The following is a 15,861-nucleotide window of genomic DNA, read 5'->3' as shown; positions in this document are numbered from 1 at the left end:
GCCTGAAACGAAAAGAGCGGCCCCTTGAGGTGTCAGAGGAACACCAGGGCCGCCCCATACCGAACCGTCCCGCAGGCTTTCACCTGTGCCACGGCGTGACGGCGCTGCCCGAAGGTCTTGCTGCGCCGTGTCGCCTTTGGTGTGGCAGGACCACGGATAAACCATGGAGCATTCCGGACGGGTTGTCAAAATCGCGTCAAAATTTGCGAGATCGCGTCAACGGTATGGTTAACGACACGCCATTGGTGTCGAAGCTTGGTCAATCGCTTCACGTCGAGGCCGAATCAGGAAAAAGACAAAGGGGCCGGATCAACTCGGCCCCTTGGGTCATGCTTGCGCACGAAGATGATGTGGTCTGCGATGGCCGCTTAGCGGGCGGCCATTGCGATGGGTTGGCGGGCCGGAGCCAGTTGAACGGCGGCGGGCTTCATCGCCTCGGGGCGGGTCCGGTCGTCGCGTTGCCACGGCATGCAGACCTTTTCTTCAACACTGGCAGCGATCGCGCTTTTCAGCCAACGGCGTTCGGTTTGCATTTCTTGCTCCTGTTGTTTGTCGTTTCGTCCTTGGAGCCAATATGCTGTTGGTTTGCGGCGTGGGTTTGGCGGTTTACCCAAAAGGATAGGGTTGTTCGCCTTTGGTGTTAACCAGATTGCGGCGAACACGGCGCAAGCTTAACCACCTGAAAGATTTGTCGAAAATCTTCTGAGTTGTGTAAATTTGTGTAAAATTGTGGCGCGTTTGCGGCTGTTGGCTTCCAGATCGTGCCGCAAAGGCCCTAAAGCCGGATCACCGAGATCAGGCGGCCGTAGTCCGCCTCGTGTGCGTGAGTCGTGCGGCGGAAGGAATAGAATCGGTCAGGGTCGCGATAGGTGCAGTGGCGTGTCCATTCGGCGTGGCCGACGCCAGCTTGCCTGAGGCGCTGCAGCCCGTAGCCGGGCAGATCAAACAGCAGGCGGTCGCCCTTGCCGTTGATGAAGAACCGGGCCGAGGCGGGGTCGTCATCGGTGAAGGATTCAAAGAACTCTGGCCCGACCTCGTAGGCGGGTTGGCTGATGGTGGGCCCGATGATGGCCGCGATGTTTTCACGTTTGGCGCCAAGGGCTTCCATGGCGTCCACCGTCGCTTCCAGCACACCGTCGCGTGCGCCGCGCCAGCCTGCATGGGCTGCGCCGATCACCTGCGCCACAGGGTCAGCGAACAGAACGGGCTGGCAATCTGCGGTCAAAATGCCAAGGCCGATGCCCGGCGTGGCGGTGACCATGCCATCGGCAATCAGGCGCTCGGCCGGCGGTTCGGTCAGGGTGACGACCTTGTTGGAGTGAATCTGGTGCAGGCTGACCAAAGCGCCGTGGTCCAGCCCCAAGGAATCGGCCACGCGGTTGCGGTTGATCAACACCGCGCCTGACAGATCGGTGGAGCCAGGACCGCAATTCAGGCCCTGAAATATGCCCGAAGACGCGCCGCCTTTGCGGGTGAAGAAGCCGTGGCGCAGCGAGATGGCGTCAGAGGTCAGGATTTCCAGCATCAGGCACTTCCGGGTGGAGGATTGCAAAGGGCAGGGTAAACGGCCAGCACCTTGAACAAGGTTCCCATTTCCGTGGCTGCGGTCAAGCGGTGCGTGGCGGCAAGGTGGGATTGCAGGGCGGCGCCGGTCAGGTTTTGCGCCAGTCGGGCAGACCGCTGGGCCAGACCAAGGGCGGTCAGGAAGGCGCCCTGTGTGGTGAAGGCATGGACGGCGGGGGCAGCGGCTTGGGCCAGCGCCTCGAAATCCACATGGGCGGTCAGGTCAGCCGCGCCCGGGGTGGCGAAAGGGTCCACGGGCTTGTGGGCGTGCAAGGCCTGAAAGGTGTCGCCCCGCGAGTGCCAGCCGCCGTAGTCAATGATCAGCGCGGCGCCCTGCCGGGGCATGCGGCTGGCGATGGCGGCCATGATCGGGGCTGCCTGTGGACAGGTTTCGACGATCTGACCCTCGGCCGTGTCGACCAAGCGATGCGTCAGCGCGGCGACGGGCAGCACCGGCCCCAGGCCCAGGGTCAGCGCATCCCCGTGCAGCCCCACCAGCCTTTCCCGCCAACCGGGACCGGCACGCTGGAATTGCCGGATCGGCAAGGCATCGAAAAACTCGTTGGCTATGAGGTAGAGTGGCAGATCGGGCAGGTCCTGCACCTTGTCCAGCCAAAGCGGTGCGTGGGGCTGCAGCGTGGTGGCCTGAAGGTTGCGCAGACGCGGTGAGGCCTCGATCAGGGTCAGGCGCATCGCCTGATGGAAGCCGGGAACGCCCTTGGTGGCGCGCAGGACATCGGCCATAAGAGTGCCGCGACCGGGGCCGATTTCTGCCAGCGTGAAGGGTTTGGGGGCGCCTTGATCCAGCCACGTCTGGGCCAGGCAAAGACCCAGCAGTTCTCCGAACATCTGCGAGATTTCCGGCGCGGTGGTGAAGTCACCCGCCAGACCAAAGGGCTCTCGGGTGGTGTAATAGCCGTGGGTCGGGTGCAGCAGGCAGTCGGTCATATAGTCGGCCAGACTGATCGGCCCATTGGCCCGGATGCGGGCCGCAAGGATCTCGGCGAGTGCCGTCATGCGGCCAACGTCCTTTGGGCGCGGGCCCGCAGGAAGAACCACAGACCCACCGCAATCATCGGCATGGACAGCGCCTGACCCTGCGTCAGCCCCCAGCCGTTGATCTGCCAGGCGAGACCCAGAGGATTACCCTCCGTTACGAATTGCGCATCAGGTTGGCGGACGAATTCGACCACGAAGCGGGTGATCCCGTAGCCGGCGATGAAAATCCCCATGACCTTGCCGGGGCTGGTCAGCCAGCCGCCGCGCCAGACCGCCCACAGGACGATGGTGCCCAAAAGCACACCCTCCAGCAGCGCCTCGTAGATCTGGCTGGGATGGCGGGCGCAGACCGTCAGCACCCCGGGGCACAGTTGGGCGGCATCACCGGGAAAGGCCACGCCCCAGGGCAGATCGGTCGGGCGGCCCCAAAGTTCGGCATTGATGAAATTGGCGATGCGGCCAAGGAACAGGCCGATGGGGGCGACAGAAGCAAAAAGGTCCCCGGTGGTAAGGGTGGGGATCTTCTCGATCCGGCAGAACAGCAGGCCCGCCACCACGACGCCGAGGAATCCGCCGTGGAAGGACATGCCACCCTCCCAGACCCGCAGGATCATCAGCGGGTTGGCGAGGTAGAAGCCGGGCTGGTAGAAAAAGACATATCCAAGCCGCCCGCCGAGAATGACGCCGACGATCACCCAGGTCAGCAGCCGTTCCAGCTGATCCTCGCGCATCGGGGGCACGCGCCACAAACGCGGCGTGCGCAGGGCATGACGGATCAGCGCCCAACCCGCCAGCAGCCCGGCAATATAGGCCAACGCGTACCAGCGCAGCGCGAAAGTCATGCCGAAGAGGTTGATCGAAAAGACCTCTGGCGTGACGGGCGGGAAGGGGATGTAGGACATGGGGCCTCGCGGTTTTCCTCGCGGTTTTCTGCGCAGGGCCTTGCGAAGTCAACCTCTGCCACCTTGCAGGGCAAGGGGGGGCGCGCCATATATGCACAAACGAAAGGAAGGCCTGACATGCAGCCGGGTAACAAGTTCTTCGACGACGTCGGCAAGCTGATGACCAACGCCATGGGTGTTGCGCAAGGTGCCAAGACCGAGGCCGAGACCGCGATGAAATCTTTCATCGACCGGTGGATGGCGGATCGCGATTTCGTCACACGGGAAGAGTTCGATGCCATCCGCGCCATGGCGCAAAAGGCGCGTGAAGAAAATATCGCCCTGGAAGTGCGTCTTGCGGCGCTGGAAGCCAAGCTGAAGGCCTGACCGTTTCGGTTCAGGCGAAGAGGGGCCCTGCCATTTGGCGGGCCCCTCTTGCATTTCGCACCCCGGGGGACAGGGCGCGAACAGGCTGCGGGCGGGAGGAGGAGGTGGGGCCCGTCAGCCCGTCGTCTGAAGCCTGGAAAACCGTGCGGTCGAACCGCGATGGGGCAGGAAGGCGGCGCGGTCACGCAACTCGTCGCGCAGTGCAAAACCCAGTGGCCAGGGGCCAAAGCCCGATTCGATGTTGATATGCCCCGCCATCCCGGCATCCACGAAGCGTGAGCGCCACAGGCCGGCCAACTTGCGTGCGCGGCCATGGCTCATCCAAGGGTCGTTGCGGCTGGCGACAAGGGTCGTGGGCACCTGCAGCGCCAGTTCCGGCAGGGGCGTGAAGGGTTTCGCGCGCGGGTGGCTGGGGTCTTCGGCTGGGGCAACCAGCAGGGCGGCCTTCACATCCAGCGCTGGCCACTTTGTCAGCACCCGGGCCACCAGCACCGCGCCCAGGCTATGACCGACCAGAATGCAGCATGGGTTGTCCATGATGGCCGAGACCAGCTCGGCCTCCCAGTCTTCCGGGACCGGGTGGTGCAGCTCGGCCAGATGAACCGGGCGCGAGGCGGGATCATTGTCCAGCCACCATTGCTGCCAATGCCCTTCACGAGAGCCGTCGAGGCCGGGGATGATCAGGGTCGTCATGCGCAAACCTCCGGCATGCGGCGGGGGGAGGGGGGCAGAAGGCGCCTGTGAACCGGCGAGGCAACGGCGGCAGGCCCGACGCAGGACAAGGCATATCCGGCACGGGTGCGGCGTGTGGAGGTCCGGGTGTTGGGCGCGATTCGGGTCATGGCGATCTCCTTGAACCCGGTATGCCACACAATAATTTTAAAGTCCATCGTTTAAGTCGTATATAAATCCAGAGACCTGAAACGCACAAGGCCCGCCGTGAGGCGGGCCTTGATGCCGAGATGGTTGGTGGAGCCAGGGAGGATCGAACTCCCGACCTCTTGAATGCCATTCAAGCGCTCTCCCATCTGAGCTATGACCCCGTTTAACCGGTCCGACCTTTCAGTCGTTCGACGCTGGGCGCGTCGTGGCGGCTTATTAGGCGGGGGCGGCGGAGGGTGCAAGAGGAAAAATGCACTTCCCGAAATTTCGCCCCCAACCCCTTGTTTAGACTTCCTCTTCGTCGCCGGGCACTTCTGTCAGATCGTCGAGCGACACATTGTCGTCGGCGTCTTCTTCCAGAAGTTCATCGTCCAGCTCCGCGTCATCGGCGACGCCGGGCGTCAGCAGATCGTCATCGGTGTCCAGATCGTCCACCAGAACGTCATCGTCCTTCTCAGGTGCGACGCGTGCGATGACCGAAGCCGCCATCTTGCGACGCGCGCTTTCGATATCGACAACTTCGCCCGTGTAGGGGCTGATGATCGGCATGCGGTTCAGGTCATAAAAGCGCTTGCCCGTGGTCGGGCAGATCCGCTTCGTGCCCCATTCGGCTTTCGGCATGGGAATCCTTGCTAGGCTATGTGCCAGAGAAACGTCCGCTTGCCACAGGGAAAGCCTGCTGTCAAAGGCTTTTCGCCGGCGGTTCTTGCAGTTGTGGCTGGCCCTGATTTGGCTATTCTGCAGACCCGTTGCAAGAGGTGCCATGCCCGTCCTTCCCGGCCTTCCGCCTATCGAGGTAACTTTGCGCCGGTCCGCCCGGACGCGGCGATTTTCCTTGCGCGTTTCGGCACTTGACGGACGGGTCACCCTGTCTTTGCCCGCCCGTGCCCGCGAAACCGAAGCGATGGACTTTGCCCGCAGCCACGAGGCATGGCTGCGCAAGGCGCTGGCAAAACAGACGCGGCCGTCTGCGATCGGTTTTGGGGCCATCGTGCTGTTCGAGGGGCGCGAGGTGATCCTGACGCAAGGTTCCGGTCGCATTGCGCGGCTGGAGGGTGATTCGCTTTTGCTGCCCGGACACGAGGCGCAAGCGGGTCCCCGCGCCGCTGCCTGGCTGCGGGCCGTGGCCCGGGACCGGTTGGCGGCGGCCTCGGATCACTACGCGGGTCTGCTTGGTCGCAAGATCGCCCGCATCACCCTGCGCGACACAAGGTCGCGTTGGGGCTCGTGCAGTCACGACGGTGCGCTGATGTATTCGTGGCGGCTGATCATGGCGCCACCGTCGGTTCTGGCCTATGTCGCGGCCCATGAATGCGCCCATCTGGTGGAAATGAACCACTCCGATGCGTTTTGGACGGTGGTGGAGCGGATCTATCCCGGTTGGCAAAGCCAGCGCGCCTGGTTGCACGCCCATGGTCCGCGATTGCACAGCTTCCGCTTTGACGCCCAGGATGTCTGAACGCTTGACGGGCGGGCTGGCGCCTGTTTGGGTCAGGCCATGACCACATCTCCCCGCCCCGCGAGCCTTCGTCTGGCCGATCCTTCGGCGCCCGCACACGAACGGCTCTATCGTCTTCTGCGACAGCAGATCATGCACGGCGAACTGGCCCCCGGCCTGTCGATGACCCTGCGCGGATTGGCCGCCCAGCACGACATGTCGATGACCCCCGCGCGTGAGGCGGTTCGCCGGCTGGCGGCGGAGGGGGCGTTGACGATTTCCTCCTCTGGCCGGATTTCGACACCGGAACTGACGCCGGAGCGGATCGAGGAGCTGGCCGCGATCCGGGCGCTGATCGAGCCTGAGATGGCTTCGCGTGCCTTGCCCCGCGCCCACTTCGCGTTGATCGACCGTCTGACCGCGATCAACGCGTTGAACCAGGAGGCCGTGCTGAACCATAACGCGGTGGCCTATGTGCGCACCAACCTGGAGTTTCACCGCACCCTGTACCTGCGCGCCCAGACCCCGGCGATGCTGGCCATCTGCGAGACGGTCTGGCTGCAACTGGGGCCCACCATGCGGGCGCTTTATGACAAGCTGCGGCGGCGGGATGTGCCGCACCATCACCGGCTGATTCTGGCCGCGTTGCGGGCCGGTGATGAACCCGGCCTGCGGCTGGCGGTGCGCACGGATGTGACGCAGGGCTTGCGGCATCTGGCAAGCTAGGGAACTGTCACCTGCGTGGTGATCTTGCCGACTTCGGCGCCTTGGCGCATCAGGGTGACCGTGCCCAGGTAGGGACCGGGTGGCAGTGCCGCGTGCAGCCTGGTGCCAAGCGCGCGGAAAAGCTGATCCTGATTGCGCGTCAAATCTGCGTTGCCCCGAAGGATCGAAGACCCGTCCGGGCCTGCAACAGAGAAGGTCAGGGAATCGCCCGCCCTGCCACCAAACACCTCTGCCCACAGGACAAGGGCCGGCGCATTGGCGGCGATCGCCGAAGGCGGAAGACCCGCACGGATGGCCTCAAAGGTTGGAACCTCGGTGGCAAAACCTGCCGCCAGAAAACCGCCGGGTTCATAGGGCAGGGCGCTGGCCCACAGTCCGGGGGTGGAGGTTGGGCCGCAGGTGTTTTGATCGGGGGCGAAGGGGTCAACCGGTTGGCCGTTGTGGCGGACGGTCAGATGCAGGTGGGGAAATTCCGCCGCGCCAGACTGGCCCACTTCGCCCAAAGGTGTGCCTGTCGCGACGACGTCACCTCTGCGCACGGCGACAGAGCCTTGTTTCATATGGCAATATTGGGTTTGCCAGCCCGCGCCATCATCGACCAGCACGCCATTGCCGCATTCCTTGCCCGCCACCGGAGGCACGAAATCGGCAATGCCATCGCGCACGCCAAGCACTGTGCCCGGGGCTGCCGCCCTTACCGTGACGCCAGCCGCCATCGCGGCCGCATTGGGCAGGGCGATGTCGGTGCCGTCATGCCCGTCGTAGCTGAGTGTGCCGCAGGTAAAGTCCTTGGCACCGGGCCCCGGGTCGCGGTCAACATAATGCTGGATGTGGCAGGTCTGTCCCAAGGTGCAGTCCAAGGGCCATCCAAGTGTGAACGGCGCCAATTCAAAGGCCCCCGCCGGAGAGGCGAGGGCCAAAGCCAGAGTCAGCGCCTTGATCATTCCGCCGTCAGAAGGGGCGGTTTCGATCCGGTCAGGCGCGGCTTGGCAGGTTCCTCATAGGTCAGCAGGATCGCGTCATCCTTCACGCCGACATGAACCAGACCGCCCTTGACCAGCTTGCCGAACAAAAGCTCCTCGGCAAGCGGCTTCTTGATGTGTTCCTGAATGACCCTGCCCAAGGGACGCGCCCCCATCTTGTCGTCATACCCTTTATCCCCCAGCCAATCGGCGGCTTCGGGCGACAGGTCGATATGCACGCCGCGGTCCAGAAGCTGTGCTTCCAGCTGCATGACGAACTTCTCGACGACGCGGTGGATGACTTCCTTGCCGAGCGAGGCGAAGGGGATCACCGCATCCAGACGGTTGCGGAATTCCGGCGTGAAGGTGCGTTCGACCGCCGCCGTATCTTCACCCGTGCGTTTGGCACGACCGAAGCCGATGGCTTCCTTCGCCGCATCGGACGCGCCGGCGTTGGTGGTCATGATCAGCACGACATTGCGGAAATCGACTTGCCGTCCGTTGTGGTCGGTCAGCTTGCCGTGGTCCATCACTTGCAGAAGGATGTTGTAGACATCCGGGTGGGCCTTTTCGATTTCGTCCAGCAGCAGCACGCAATGCGGGTGCTGGTCGACGCCGTCGGTCAGCATGCCGCCCTGATCAAAACCGACATATCCCGGAGGCGCGCCGATCAGACGGGAGACGGCGTGCTTTTCCATATACTCCGACATGTCGAAACGCAGCAGCTCCACGCCGAGGATGGAGGCCAGTTGCTTGGCGACTTCGGTCTTGCCGACGCCCGTTGGCCCGGCGAACAGGTAGTTGCCGATCGGCTTTTCAGGTTCCCGCAGACCCGCCCGCGCCAGTTTGATCGCCGAGGACAGGGCTTCAATCGCCTTGTTCTGCCCAAACACCACGCGCTTGAGGTTCTTTTCCAGATCGCGCAGCACTTCGGCGTCGTCCTTGCTGACCGATTTCGCCGGGATGCGGGCGATCTTGGCCACGACGGCCTCGATCTCTTTGATGCCAATCGTCTTGCGGCGTTTGGATTCCGTCAGAAGGTGCTGCGCGGCCCCTGCCTCGTCGATGACATCGATCGCTTTGTCGGGCAGTTTGCGGTCATGGATGTAGCGGGCGGCAAGTTCCACGGCAGCGCGGATGGCGTCGTGGGTATAGCGCAGGTCGTGGTGCTCTTCAAAGTAGGGCTTCAGACCCATCAGGATCTTGATGCTGTCTTCGATGTTCGGCTCGTTCACGTCGATCTTCTGGAAGCGGCGGGACAGCGCCCGGTCCTTTTCAAAATGCTGACGGAATTCCTTGTAGGTTGTGGACCCCATGCAGCGCAGCTTGCCGCCCTGCAGCGCCGGTTTCAGCAGGTTGGACGCATCCATCGCCCCGCCGGAGGTGGCGCCGGCGCCGATCACGGTATGGATCTCGTCGATGAACAGGATCGCGTCGGGATGATCTTCCATCTCTTTGACCACAGCCTTCAGCCGCTCTTCAAAGTCGCCGCGATAGCGGGTGCCAGCCAGCAGCGCTCCCATGTCGAGAGAGAAGATCGTGGCCCCGGCCAAGATTTCCGGAGTTTCGCCCCGGACAATCTTCAGAGCCAAACCTTCGGCGATGGCGGTCTTGCCCACGCCGGGGTCACCCACAAGCAGCGGGTTGTTCTTGCGGCGGCGGCAGAGCACCTGAATGCAACGTTCCACCTCGGCCTCGCGGCCGATCAGCGGATCCACGTCGCCCTTGATGGCCTTGACGTTCAGGTCAACGCAATACTTCGACAGGGCGGATTCCTTGGCATCCCCAGCTTCGGCTTTCGGGGTTTCGTGGTGCTCTTCCGCGCCAGACACCGGACGCGCCTCGCCAAAGGCGGGGTTCTTGGCGACGCCGTGGGCGATGTAGTTCACCGCGTCATAGCGGGTCATGTCCTGTTCTTGCAGGAAATACGCCGCGTTCGATTCGCGTTCGGCGAAGATGGCGACCAGAACATTGGCGCCCGTCACTTCGGTGCGGCCCGAAGACTGCACGTGGATCGCCGCGCGCTGGATCACGCGCTGGAATGCGGCCGTCGGCACCGCCTCTGAGCCTTCCACATCGGTGACCAGCGTGGACAGATCATCGTCGATGAAATCGGTCAGCGTCTTCTTCAGAGTTTCCAGATTGACAGAGCATGCCTTCATGACCCGAGAGGCATCGGGTTCGTCAATCAGGGCCAGCAGGAGATGTTCCAGCGTGGCGAGTTCATGGCGGCGGGCATTGGCCAGAGCCAAGGCGCCATGGATGGCTTGCTCGAGTGTGGTCGAAAATGTCGGCACTTGCGTCGTGCTCCTGTCCTGCAGGTCGGCATGGCCCGAACGGGGATCGGACGGGCCTGTCTTGACCGTGGCCTCATATCGTTAAGGATCGGTTTTCTACGACGATCTTCAAGTGCTAAATCCAAGGAAAATGCACTTGAGGGGGCTGCGACCCAAAAAAGTGATGGGCAACGGACGAAACGCCGTCAGAACTTGTCCTTCCGCGCCCGAATTTCGGCAAAGACCTCGGCGTCAGTTGCCTCGGGCAGGCCGACGGCCGCCTTAACCTGTGGCAGTCCGGCGCGCAAAAAGGGGTTGGTGGCGCGTTCTTCGGACAAAAGCGAGGGTACGGTGGCCTGTCCGGCGGCACGCGCCTTGGCCACTTGGTCGATCCGGGCCAGAAGGGCGGGGTTTTCAGGCTCGATCGTGGCGGCAAAGCGCAGGTTCGAACTGGTGTATTCGTGGCCCGAACAGATCAGCGTCTTGTCCGGCAAGGCGGACAGCTTCGACAGTGAGGCCCACATGGCGGCCGCCGACCCTTCAAACAGCCGTCCGCAGCCGGCAGCCATCAGGCTGTCAGCGGTGAAGGCCAGGTTCGCGTCGGGGAAGACAAAGGCGATGTGGCCCATGGTGTGCCCCGAGACGTCAAGCACATGACCAACCGCGCCGCCGACCGTTACCTGATCCCCCTCCGCCAAAGCCCGGTCCAGATGCGGCAGGCGGGCCGCGTCAGCGCGGGCGCCCAGCACCACGGCGCCGGTGGCGGCCACAACATCGGGCACGCCCTGAATGTGATCGGAATGGTGGTGTGTCAGCAGGATCATCCCCAGTTTCCAGCCGCGCGCTTGCAATGCGGCAAGGATGGGTGCCGCTTCTGGCACGTCGATCAGGGCGGTCTGGCCGGACTCTGCGTCGTGGATCAGATAGGCGTAGTTGTCCTTCAGGCAGGGGATCGTCACAAGTTCCAGCGGCATAGGGTCTTCCTTTCGGGGGGCCACACCATACATGGCAATCGGGGGGCGAATGGCTATGATGGCCCAATGTGGCCCTGACCTGAGACGCCTGCAATGCATCTGGACGTTCTGGACTTACGGAATTTCTACTATCGCACGGCACTTGGCCGGGTGGCGCAAAAGGCGATCCGCGAGCGGGTGGTCGAGATGTGGCCCCCGATGGCGGGGCAGACCATGGCGGGCTTTGGCTTCGCGGTGCCGCTGTTGCGGCCCTACATGGCCCAGGCCCGCCGGGTCATCGCCCTTATGCCCGCGCCGCAGGGGGTGATGCCCTGGCCGCTGGGCGAGCCGAACGTCAGTCTGCTGTGCGAAGACAGTGAATGGCCCCTGGCCACGGGCTTTGTCGACCGGCTGATCCTGATGCACGGGCTGGAGACCTCTGACAATGCGGCGGCGGTGATGGAAGAAAGCTACCGCGTCCTTGGCCCCGGGGGGCGGGCGTTGTTCATCGTGCCGAACCGGCTGGGGCTTTGGGCGCGGGGGGACGGGACGCCGTTCGGCTTTGGTCGCCCGTATTCGATGGGCCAGATGGAAACCGAACTCAAGCGCCACGGGTTCACGCCGGAACGTGCGATGACGGCGCTGTTCGCCCCCCCCTCGATCGGCCGCTTCTGGCTGCGCACCTCGGCGTTCTGGGAGTGGATGGGACGCAATGCGCCCTGGCTGGCCGGGGGCGTGCTGATGGTGGAGGCGTCCAAGCAGATCTATGCGCCGACCCGTGGAGGGATCGGGGCGATGGTGCGCCGTCCGCTGAAGGCGCTGGAGGGCATTCCGGTGGCCCAGCCCGTGCCGAGGCTGACCGTGCCGGATGCGGACAGCTTTCATCCGACAGCAGCCGACCCGAAGGGCGGCGCCGCTTGACCGGCCAAGACAGGACGCCTGTAACCGGAATTCTGATCTGCGGAACCTCGCACACCGGCAAGACCACGCTGGCCGGGCGGATCGCACCGGCGGCAGGTGCCAATGTCATCGCAACCGACGGGCTGGCGCGCCATCCCGGACGGCCCTGGCCCGAGGTGCGGCCGCAGGTGGCCGAGTTCTACGAAAGCCTCTCGGCCAAGACGATTCACTGGTTCCTGAAAGTGCATCACGAAAACATGCAGTGCCACATACACCACGCCATCGAAGGCGCCATGAAGCGAGACGAGGTCTTCGTGATCGAGGGGGCGGCATTGCGGCCCGAACTGTATGGAGAACTGCTGGCGCCAAGACTGATCGGGATATGTCTGCATGCCGACCCCGAAATTCCGCGGCACCGCATTCTGAAGGCCAGCGATCACGCCAATCGTGACCGGCGCCAACAGCGGCAGATTGACGCGTTTATCGAACGCTCCCTGCGCGAAAACACGGCGCTTCACGCGGCGGCAGCCGAGCATGGCTTTGCCACTGTCGATGTGACCGATTCTGCCCAAGACGATGACCTTGCGGCACGACTGGTCCAAACCCTCAAACCTGCAGGCTGACAAAGGTGCTTCGGCGTCGCAGGCCGGCGTGCAAGCAATATCGCCGGGTTTGGACCAGCCTCTCTGCATCGTCACAGGCGCGTGAGACAGACGTGAGGAAGGGCAGCCTTCTTACCGGTCAAAACGGCGGGATTCTTGGTTGCGAGGTGGCAAGTGCTCTGCTATGGACGCCGCAATCTTTAAGAGACGCAGACACTATGTGTGCGCCAACGGAGGCCTTTGATCTGCCTTAATCGGCAGTTTGGCGGCCCAGACAGCGGAAGGGTTGACGTGTCGGAAACAGCATCCATCTCGCTCAGCATTGCCGGGCGCTATGCCCAGGCTCTATTTGAACTGGCAAAGGAAGACGGCGCTTTGAAGGCGCTGGACTCCGATGCCGATGCTTTGGGCGCGGTCCTGACCGAAAGCCCCGAGCTGGCTGCGATGATCGCCTCGCCCGTTGTGGGCCGGGACGAGCAATCCGCGGCCATGGCGGCGGTAGCCGCCCAAATGGGCCTTTCGACGCTGACGCAGAACACCTTGGCTTTGATGGCGCAAAAGCGCCGTCTGTTCATCCTGCCGCAGCTGGTGCAGGACCTGAAGGCGCGCATCGCCAAGGAAAAGGGCGAAGTGACCGCCGAGGTGACTTCGGCCGCCGTCCTGACCGCCGGTCAGCGCGATGCGCTGGTGGCCACGCTGAAGGCCAACTTCGGCAAGGACATCAAACTGAACACCACTGTCGATGAAAGCCTCATCGGCGGACTTATCGTCAAGCTGGGCTCGACCATGATCGACACCTCGGTCAAGGCCAAGCTCGCGGCACTCCAGAATGCAATGAAAGAGGTTGGGTGATGGGAATCCAGGCTGCTGAGATCTCTGCGATCCTTAAAGCGCAGATCAAGAACTTCGGTCAGGATGCCGAAGTCGCCGAAGTTGGTCGCGTGTTGTCCGTCGGTGACGGCATCGCCCGCGTTCATGGGCTGGACAACGTCCAGGCCGGTGAAATGGTCGAATTCCCCGGCGGTATCCGCGGGATGGCGCTGAACCTTGAAGTCGACAACGTCGGCGTCGTGATCTTCGGCTCCGACCAGGACATCAAGGAAGGCGACACCGTCAAGCGCACCAAGTCCATCGTGGACGTGCCCGCCGGCGACGGCCTGCTGGGCCGTGTGGTTGACGCATTGGGCAACCCGATCGACGGCAAGGGCCCGATCGTGTTCGCCGAGCGTCGCGTGGCTGACGTGAAGGCTCCGGGCATCATCCCGCGCCAGTCCGTGCACGAACCGATGGCGACCGGCCTGAAGGCCGTTGACGCCATGATCCCGATCGGCCGTGGCCAGCGCGAATTGATCATTGGCGACCGTCAGACCGGCAAGACCGCCGTGGCGCTGGACGCCATTCTGAACCAGAAGGTCTACAACGACGCTGCTGGCGCCGATGAAGGCAAGAAGCTGTACTGCATCTACGTCGCCATCGGGCAAAAACGCTCGACCGTGGCGCAGTTGGTGAAGAAGCTGGAAGAAACCGGCGCGATGGCCTACACCATCGTCGTCGCCGCAACCGCCTCTGACCCGGCGCCGATGCAGTTCCTCGCCCCCTTTGCCGCCACTGCAATGGGCGAATACTTCCGCGACAATGGCCGTCACGCCCTGATGATCTACGACGATCTGTCCAAGCAGGCCGTGGCGTACCGTCAGATGTCCCTGTTGCTGCGCCGCCCGCCGGGCCGTGAAGCTTACCCGGGCGACGTGTTCTACCTGCACTCCCGTCTGCTGGAGCGTTCGGCCAAGCTGAATGCCGACAATGGCTCTGGCTCGCTGACCGCTCTGCCGATCATCGAAACCCAAGGCGGTGACATCTCGGCCTTCATTCCGACGAACGTGATCTCGATCACCGACGGCCAGATCTTCCTGGAAGGCGAACTGTTCTACCAAGGCATCCGCCCGGCTGTGAACACCGGTCTGTCGGTGTCGCGCGTGGGGTCCTCGGCCCAAACCAACGCCATGAAGTCGGTGGCTGGCAAGGTGAAGCTGGAACTGGCGCAGTACCGCGAAATGGCAGCCTTCGCGCAGTTCGGCTCTGACCTTGACGCTTCGACCCAAGCCCTGCTGAACCGCGGCGCCCGCCTGACCGAGCTGATGAAGCAACCGCAATACGCGCCCTTGACCAACGCGGAAATCGTCTGCGTGATCTTCGCCGGTGCCAATGGCTTCCTCGACAAGATCGCCGTCAAGGACGTGGGCCGCTATGAAGCTGGTCTTCTGAAGCACCTGCGCACCAAGGGTGCAGCGCTTCTGGCGGACATCACCACCAAGGATCGCAAGGTCGCCGGTGATCTGGAAAAAGCTATTCGGGCCGAACTGAGCGCATTCGCCAAAGACTTCGCGTAATTCAGGCCCAGGAGCAGCAAAATGCCCAGCTTGAAGGACTTAAAGAACCGGATCGGCAGCGTTAAGAACACGCGCAAGATCACGAAGGCGATGCAGATGGTGTCTGCGGCGAAGCTTCGCCGCGCACAGGACGCAGCCGAAGCCGCCCGGCCCTATGCCGAGCGGATGACGGCGGTGATGGCGGGCCTTGCCGCCTCTGTCGGTACCAGCGATGGCGCCCCCCGGCTTTTGGCCGGGAGCGGTGCAGACAAGGTGCATCTGATGGTCGTCATGACATCAGAGCGCGGTCTTTGCGGCGGTTTCAACACGACCATCGTCCGGCTGGCCCGGGCGAAGATCGCGGAACTGACCGCGGCCGGCAAAACGGTGAAGATCCTCACCGTCGGCAAGAAGGGCCGCGAGCAGATGCGCCGCGAATATGGCCACCTTTTCGTCGGCCACGTCGACCTGAGCGAAGTCAAGCGCGTGGGCTATATCAATGCCCAAAACGTCGCCCGTGACATCCTCGCCCGGTTCGAAAACGGCGAATGTGATGTGGTCACGCTGTTCTACAACCGCTTCCAATCGGTGATCAGCCAGATCCCGACCGCCCAACAGGTCATTCCGGCCAAGTTCGAAGGCGCAGCCCCGGCTGCCGCGTCTTATGATTATGAACCGTCGGAAGAACAGATCCTTGCGGACCTGCTGCCCCGTGCAGTGGCGACGCAGGTCTTTACCGCCCTGCTGGAGAATGCGGCTTCGGAACAAGGCGCACGGATGAGCGCGATGGACAATGCCACCCGCAACGCGGGCGACATGATCAACAAGATGACCATCGTCTACAACCGCTCGCGTCAGGCCGCGATCACCAAGGAACTTATCGAAATCATTTCGGGCGCCGAGGCGCTCTGAGGAACCGGAGA

17 protein-coding genes and 1 tRNA gene are annotated in these 15,861 nt (G+C 63.3%); 8 read left to right on the top strand and 10 right to left on the bottom strand.

From position 1 onward, the window contains the following. Positions 1-368 precede the first annotated feature (368 nt). The 4 genes from AC1Y2B_RS13975 to lgt all read right to left on the bottom strand — a co-directional run bounded on the left by AC1Y2B_RS13975 (position 369) and on the right by lgt (position 3,464). On the bottom strand, positions 369-533 hold the full coding sequence (locus tag AC1Y2B_RS13975) for a hypothetical protein (protein WP_482253716.1): 165 nt from the start codon (positions 531-533) through the stop codon (positions 369-371). A 242-nt stretch (positions 534-775) separates the two neighbouring features. Continuing rightward, positions 776-1,525 carry a peptidoglycan editing factor PgeF gene (pgeF, locus tag AC1Y2B_RS13970; RefSeq protein WP_482253715.1) on the bottom strand — a complete coding sequence of 250 codons (750 nt, stop codon included), beginning with the start codon at positions 1,523-1,525 and terminating at the stop codon, positions 776-778. After that, on the bottom strand, positions 1,525-2,580 hold the full coding sequence (locus AC1Y2B_RS13965) for a class I SAM-dependent methyltransferase (protein WP_482253714.1): 1,056 nt from the start codon (positions 2,578-2,580) through the stop codon (positions 1,525-1,527). The genes pgeF and AC1Y2B_RS13965 overlap by 1 nt, the downstream gene beginning before the upstream one ends. After that, positions 2,577-3,464, bottom strand: a complete 888-nt coding sequence (gene lgt / locus AC1Y2B_RS13960) for a prolipoprotein diacylglyceryl transferase (RefSeq protein WP_482253713.1) — start codon at positions 3,462-3,464, stop codon at positions 2,577-2,579. Before lgt ends, AC1Y2B_RS13965 begins: the two co-directional genes overlap by 4 nt. 117 nt (positions 3,465-3,581) lie before the next feature. Between lgt and AC1Y2B_RS13955 the strand changes: the two genes are divergently transcribed. Further along, complete coding sequence (locus tag AC1Y2B_RS13955) at positions 3,582-3,830, top strand: accessory factor UbiK family protein (RefSeq protein ID WP_482253712.1); 249 nt, start codon at positions 3,582-3,584, stop codon at positions 3,828-3,830. A gap of 114 nt (positions 3,831-3,944) precedes the next feature. On the opposite strand, the gene AC1Y2B_RS13950 is transcribed toward AC1Y2B_RS13955, so the two are convergent. From AC1Y2B_RS13950 to AC1Y2B_RS13940, 3 genes are all read right to left on the bottom strand, one after another. After that, entirely contained in the window at positions 3,945-4,523 is a 579-nt protein-coding gene (locus AC1Y2B_RS13950) for an RBBP9/YdeN family alpha/beta hydrolase (RefSeq protein WP_482253711.1), read from the bottom strand. Positions 4,524-4,797: 274 nt separating this feature from the next. Next, positions 4,798-4,873: transfer RNA gene (locus tag AC1Y2B_RS13945), tRNA-Ala, on the bottom strand. A gap of 124 nt (positions 4,874-4,997) precedes the next feature. Then, the gene (locus AC1Y2B_RS13940) at positions 4,998-5,333 is read right to left on the bottom strand and encodes a TIGR02300 family protein (protein WP_482253710.1); all 336 of its coding nucleotides are present in this window, start codon (positions 5,331-5,333) and stop codon (positions 4,998-5,000) included. A gap of 142 nt (positions 5,334-5,475) precedes the next feature. Between AC1Y2B_RS13940 and AC1Y2B_RS13935 the strand changes: the two genes are divergently transcribed. Beyond that, positions 5,476-6,171 carry a M48 family metallopeptidase gene (locus AC1Y2B_RS13935; protein ID WP_482253709.1) on the top strand — a complete coding sequence of 232 codons (696 nt, stop codon included), beginning with the start codon at positions 5,476-5,478 and terminating at the stop codon, positions 6,169-6,171. A 39-nt stretch (positions 6,172-6,210) separates the two neighbouring features. Beyond that, on the top strand, positions 6,211-6,876 hold the full coding sequence (locus AC1Y2B_RS13930; protein ID WP_482253708.1) for a GntR family transcriptional regulator: 666 nt from the start codon (positions 6,211-6,213) through the stop codon (positions 6,874-6,876). Here AC1Y2B_RS13930 and AC1Y2B_RS13925 read toward each other — a convergent pair. The 3 genes from AC1Y2B_RS13925 to gloB all read right to left on the bottom strand — a co-directional run bounded on the left by AC1Y2B_RS13925 (position 6,873) and on the right by gloB (position 11,088). Further along, positions 6,873-7,820 (bottom strand): M23 family metallopeptidase, encoded by a 948-nt coding sequence (locus tag AC1Y2B_RS13925; protein WP_482253707.1) that lies wholly within the window; start codon positions 7,818-7,820, stop codon positions 6,873-6,875. The genes AC1Y2B_RS13930 and AC1Y2B_RS13925 overlap by 4 nt on opposite strands. Then, entirely contained in the window at positions 7,817-10,135 is a 2,319-nt protein-coding gene (clpA, locus tag AC1Y2B_RS13920) for an ATP-dependent Clp protease ATP-binding subunit ClpA (protein WP_482253706.1), read from the bottom strand. Before clpA ends, AC1Y2B_RS13925 begins: the two co-directional genes overlap by 4 nt. 185 nt (positions 10,136-10,320) lie before the next feature. Then, entirely contained in the window at positions 10,321-11,088 is a 768-nt protein-coding gene (gene gloB, locus AC1Y2B_RS13915) for a hydroxyacylglutathione hydrolase (RefSeq protein ID WP_482253705.1), read from the bottom strand. A 93-nt stretch (positions 11,089-11,181) separates the two neighbouring features. On the opposite strand from gloB, the gene AC1Y2B_RS13910 reads away from it, so the two are divergent. The 5 genes from AC1Y2B_RS13910 to AC1Y2B_RS13890 all read left to right on the top strand — a co-directional run bounded on the left by AC1Y2B_RS13910 (position 11,182) and on the right by AC1Y2B_RS13890 (position 15,850). Further along, positions 11,182-11,988, top strand: a complete 807-nt coding sequence (locus AC1Y2B_RS13910) for a class I SAM-dependent methyltransferase (protein WP_482253704.1) — start codon at positions 11,182-11,184, stop codon at positions 11,986-11,988. Next, entirely contained in the window at positions 11,985-12,590 is a 606-nt protein-coding gene (locus AC1Y2B_RS13905; RefSeq protein ID WP_482253703.1) for a hypothetical protein, read from the top strand. Before AC1Y2B_RS13910 ends, AC1Y2B_RS13905 begins: the two co-directional genes overlap by 4 nt. 270 nt (positions 12,591-12,860) lie before the next feature. Continuing rightward, positions 12,861-13,421, top strand: a complete 561-nt coding sequence (locus AC1Y2B_RS13900; RefSeq protein ID WP_482253702.1) for a F0F1 ATP synthase subunit delta — start codon at positions 12,861-12,863, stop codon at positions 13,419-13,421. Next, entirely contained in the window at positions 13,421-14,959 is a 1,539-nt protein-coding gene (atpA, locus tag AC1Y2B_RS13895; RefSeq protein ID WP_482253701.1) for a F0F1 ATP synthase subunit alpha, read from the top strand. Before AC1Y2B_RS13900 ends, atpA begins: the two co-directional genes overlap by 1 nt. A gap of 21 nt (positions 14,960-14,980) precedes the next feature. After that, positions 14,981-15,850, top strand: a complete 870-nt coding sequence (locus AC1Y2B_RS13890) for a F0F1 ATP synthase subunit gamma (RefSeq protein ID WP_482253700.1) — start codon at positions 14,981-14,983, stop codon at positions 15,848-15,850. Positions 15,851-15,861 lie beyond the last annotated feature (11 nt).

Source organism: Stagnihabitans sp. (assembly GCF_964946895.1).
This window is presented reverse-complemented; position numbering and strand designations above follow the sequence as displayed.

Coding starts and splice junctions, on each gene's coding strand:
- AC1Y2B_RS13975 (WP_482253716.1), bottom strand. CDS start 533: ATGCAAACCGAACGCCGTTGGCTGAAAAGCGCGATCGCTGCCAGTGTT.
- pgeF (WP_482253715.1), bottom strand. CDS start 1,525: ATGCTGGAAATCCTGACCTCTGACGCCATCTCGCTGCGCCACGGCTTC.
- AC1Y2B_RS13965 (WP_482253714.1), bottom strand. CDS start 2,580: ATGACGGCACTCGCCGAGATCCTTGCGGCCCGCATCCGGGCCAATGGG.
- lgt (WP_482253713.1), bottom strand. CDS start 3,464: ATGTCCTACATCCCCTTCCCGCCCGTCACGCCAGAGGTCTTTTCGATC.
- AC1Y2B_RS13955 (WP_482253712.1), top strand. CDS start 3,582: ATGCAGCCGGGTAACAAGTTCTTCGACGACGTCGGCAAGCTGATGACC.
- AC1Y2B_RS13950 (WP_482253711.1), bottom strand. CDS start 4,523: ATGACGACCCTGATCATCCCCGGCCTCGACGGCTCTCGTGAAGGGCAT.
- AC1Y2B_RS13940 (WP_482253710.1), bottom strand. CDS start 5,333: ATGCCGAAAGCCGAATGGGGCACGAAGCGGATCTGCCCGACCACGGGC.
- AC1Y2B_RS13935 (WP_482253709.1), top strand. CDS start 5,476: ATGCCCGTCCTTCCCGGCCTTCCGCCTATCGAGGTAACTTTGCGCCGG.
- AC1Y2B_RS13930 (WP_482253708.1), top strand. CDS start 6,211: ATGACCACATCTCCCCGCCCCGCGAGCCTTCGTCTGGCCGATCCTTCG.
- AC1Y2B_RS13925 (WP_482253707.1), bottom strand. CDS start 7,820: ATGATCAAGGCGCTGACTCTGGCTTTGGCCCTCGCCTCTCCGGCGGGG.
- gloB (WP_482253705.1), bottom strand. CDS start 11,088: ATGCCGCTGGAACTTGTGACGATCCCCTGCCTGAAGGACAACTACGCC.
- AC1Y2B_RS13910 (WP_482253704.1), top strand. CDS start 11,182: ATGCATCTGGACGTTCTGGACTTACGGAATTTCTACTATCGCACGGCA.
- atpA (WP_482253701.1), top strand. CDS start 13,421: ATGGGAATCCAGGCTGCTGAGATCTCTGCGATCCTTAAAGCGCAGATC.
- AC1Y2B_RS13890 (WP_482253700.1), top strand. CDS start 14,981: ATGCCCAGCTTGAAGGACTTAAAGAACCGGATCGGCAGCGTTAAGAAC.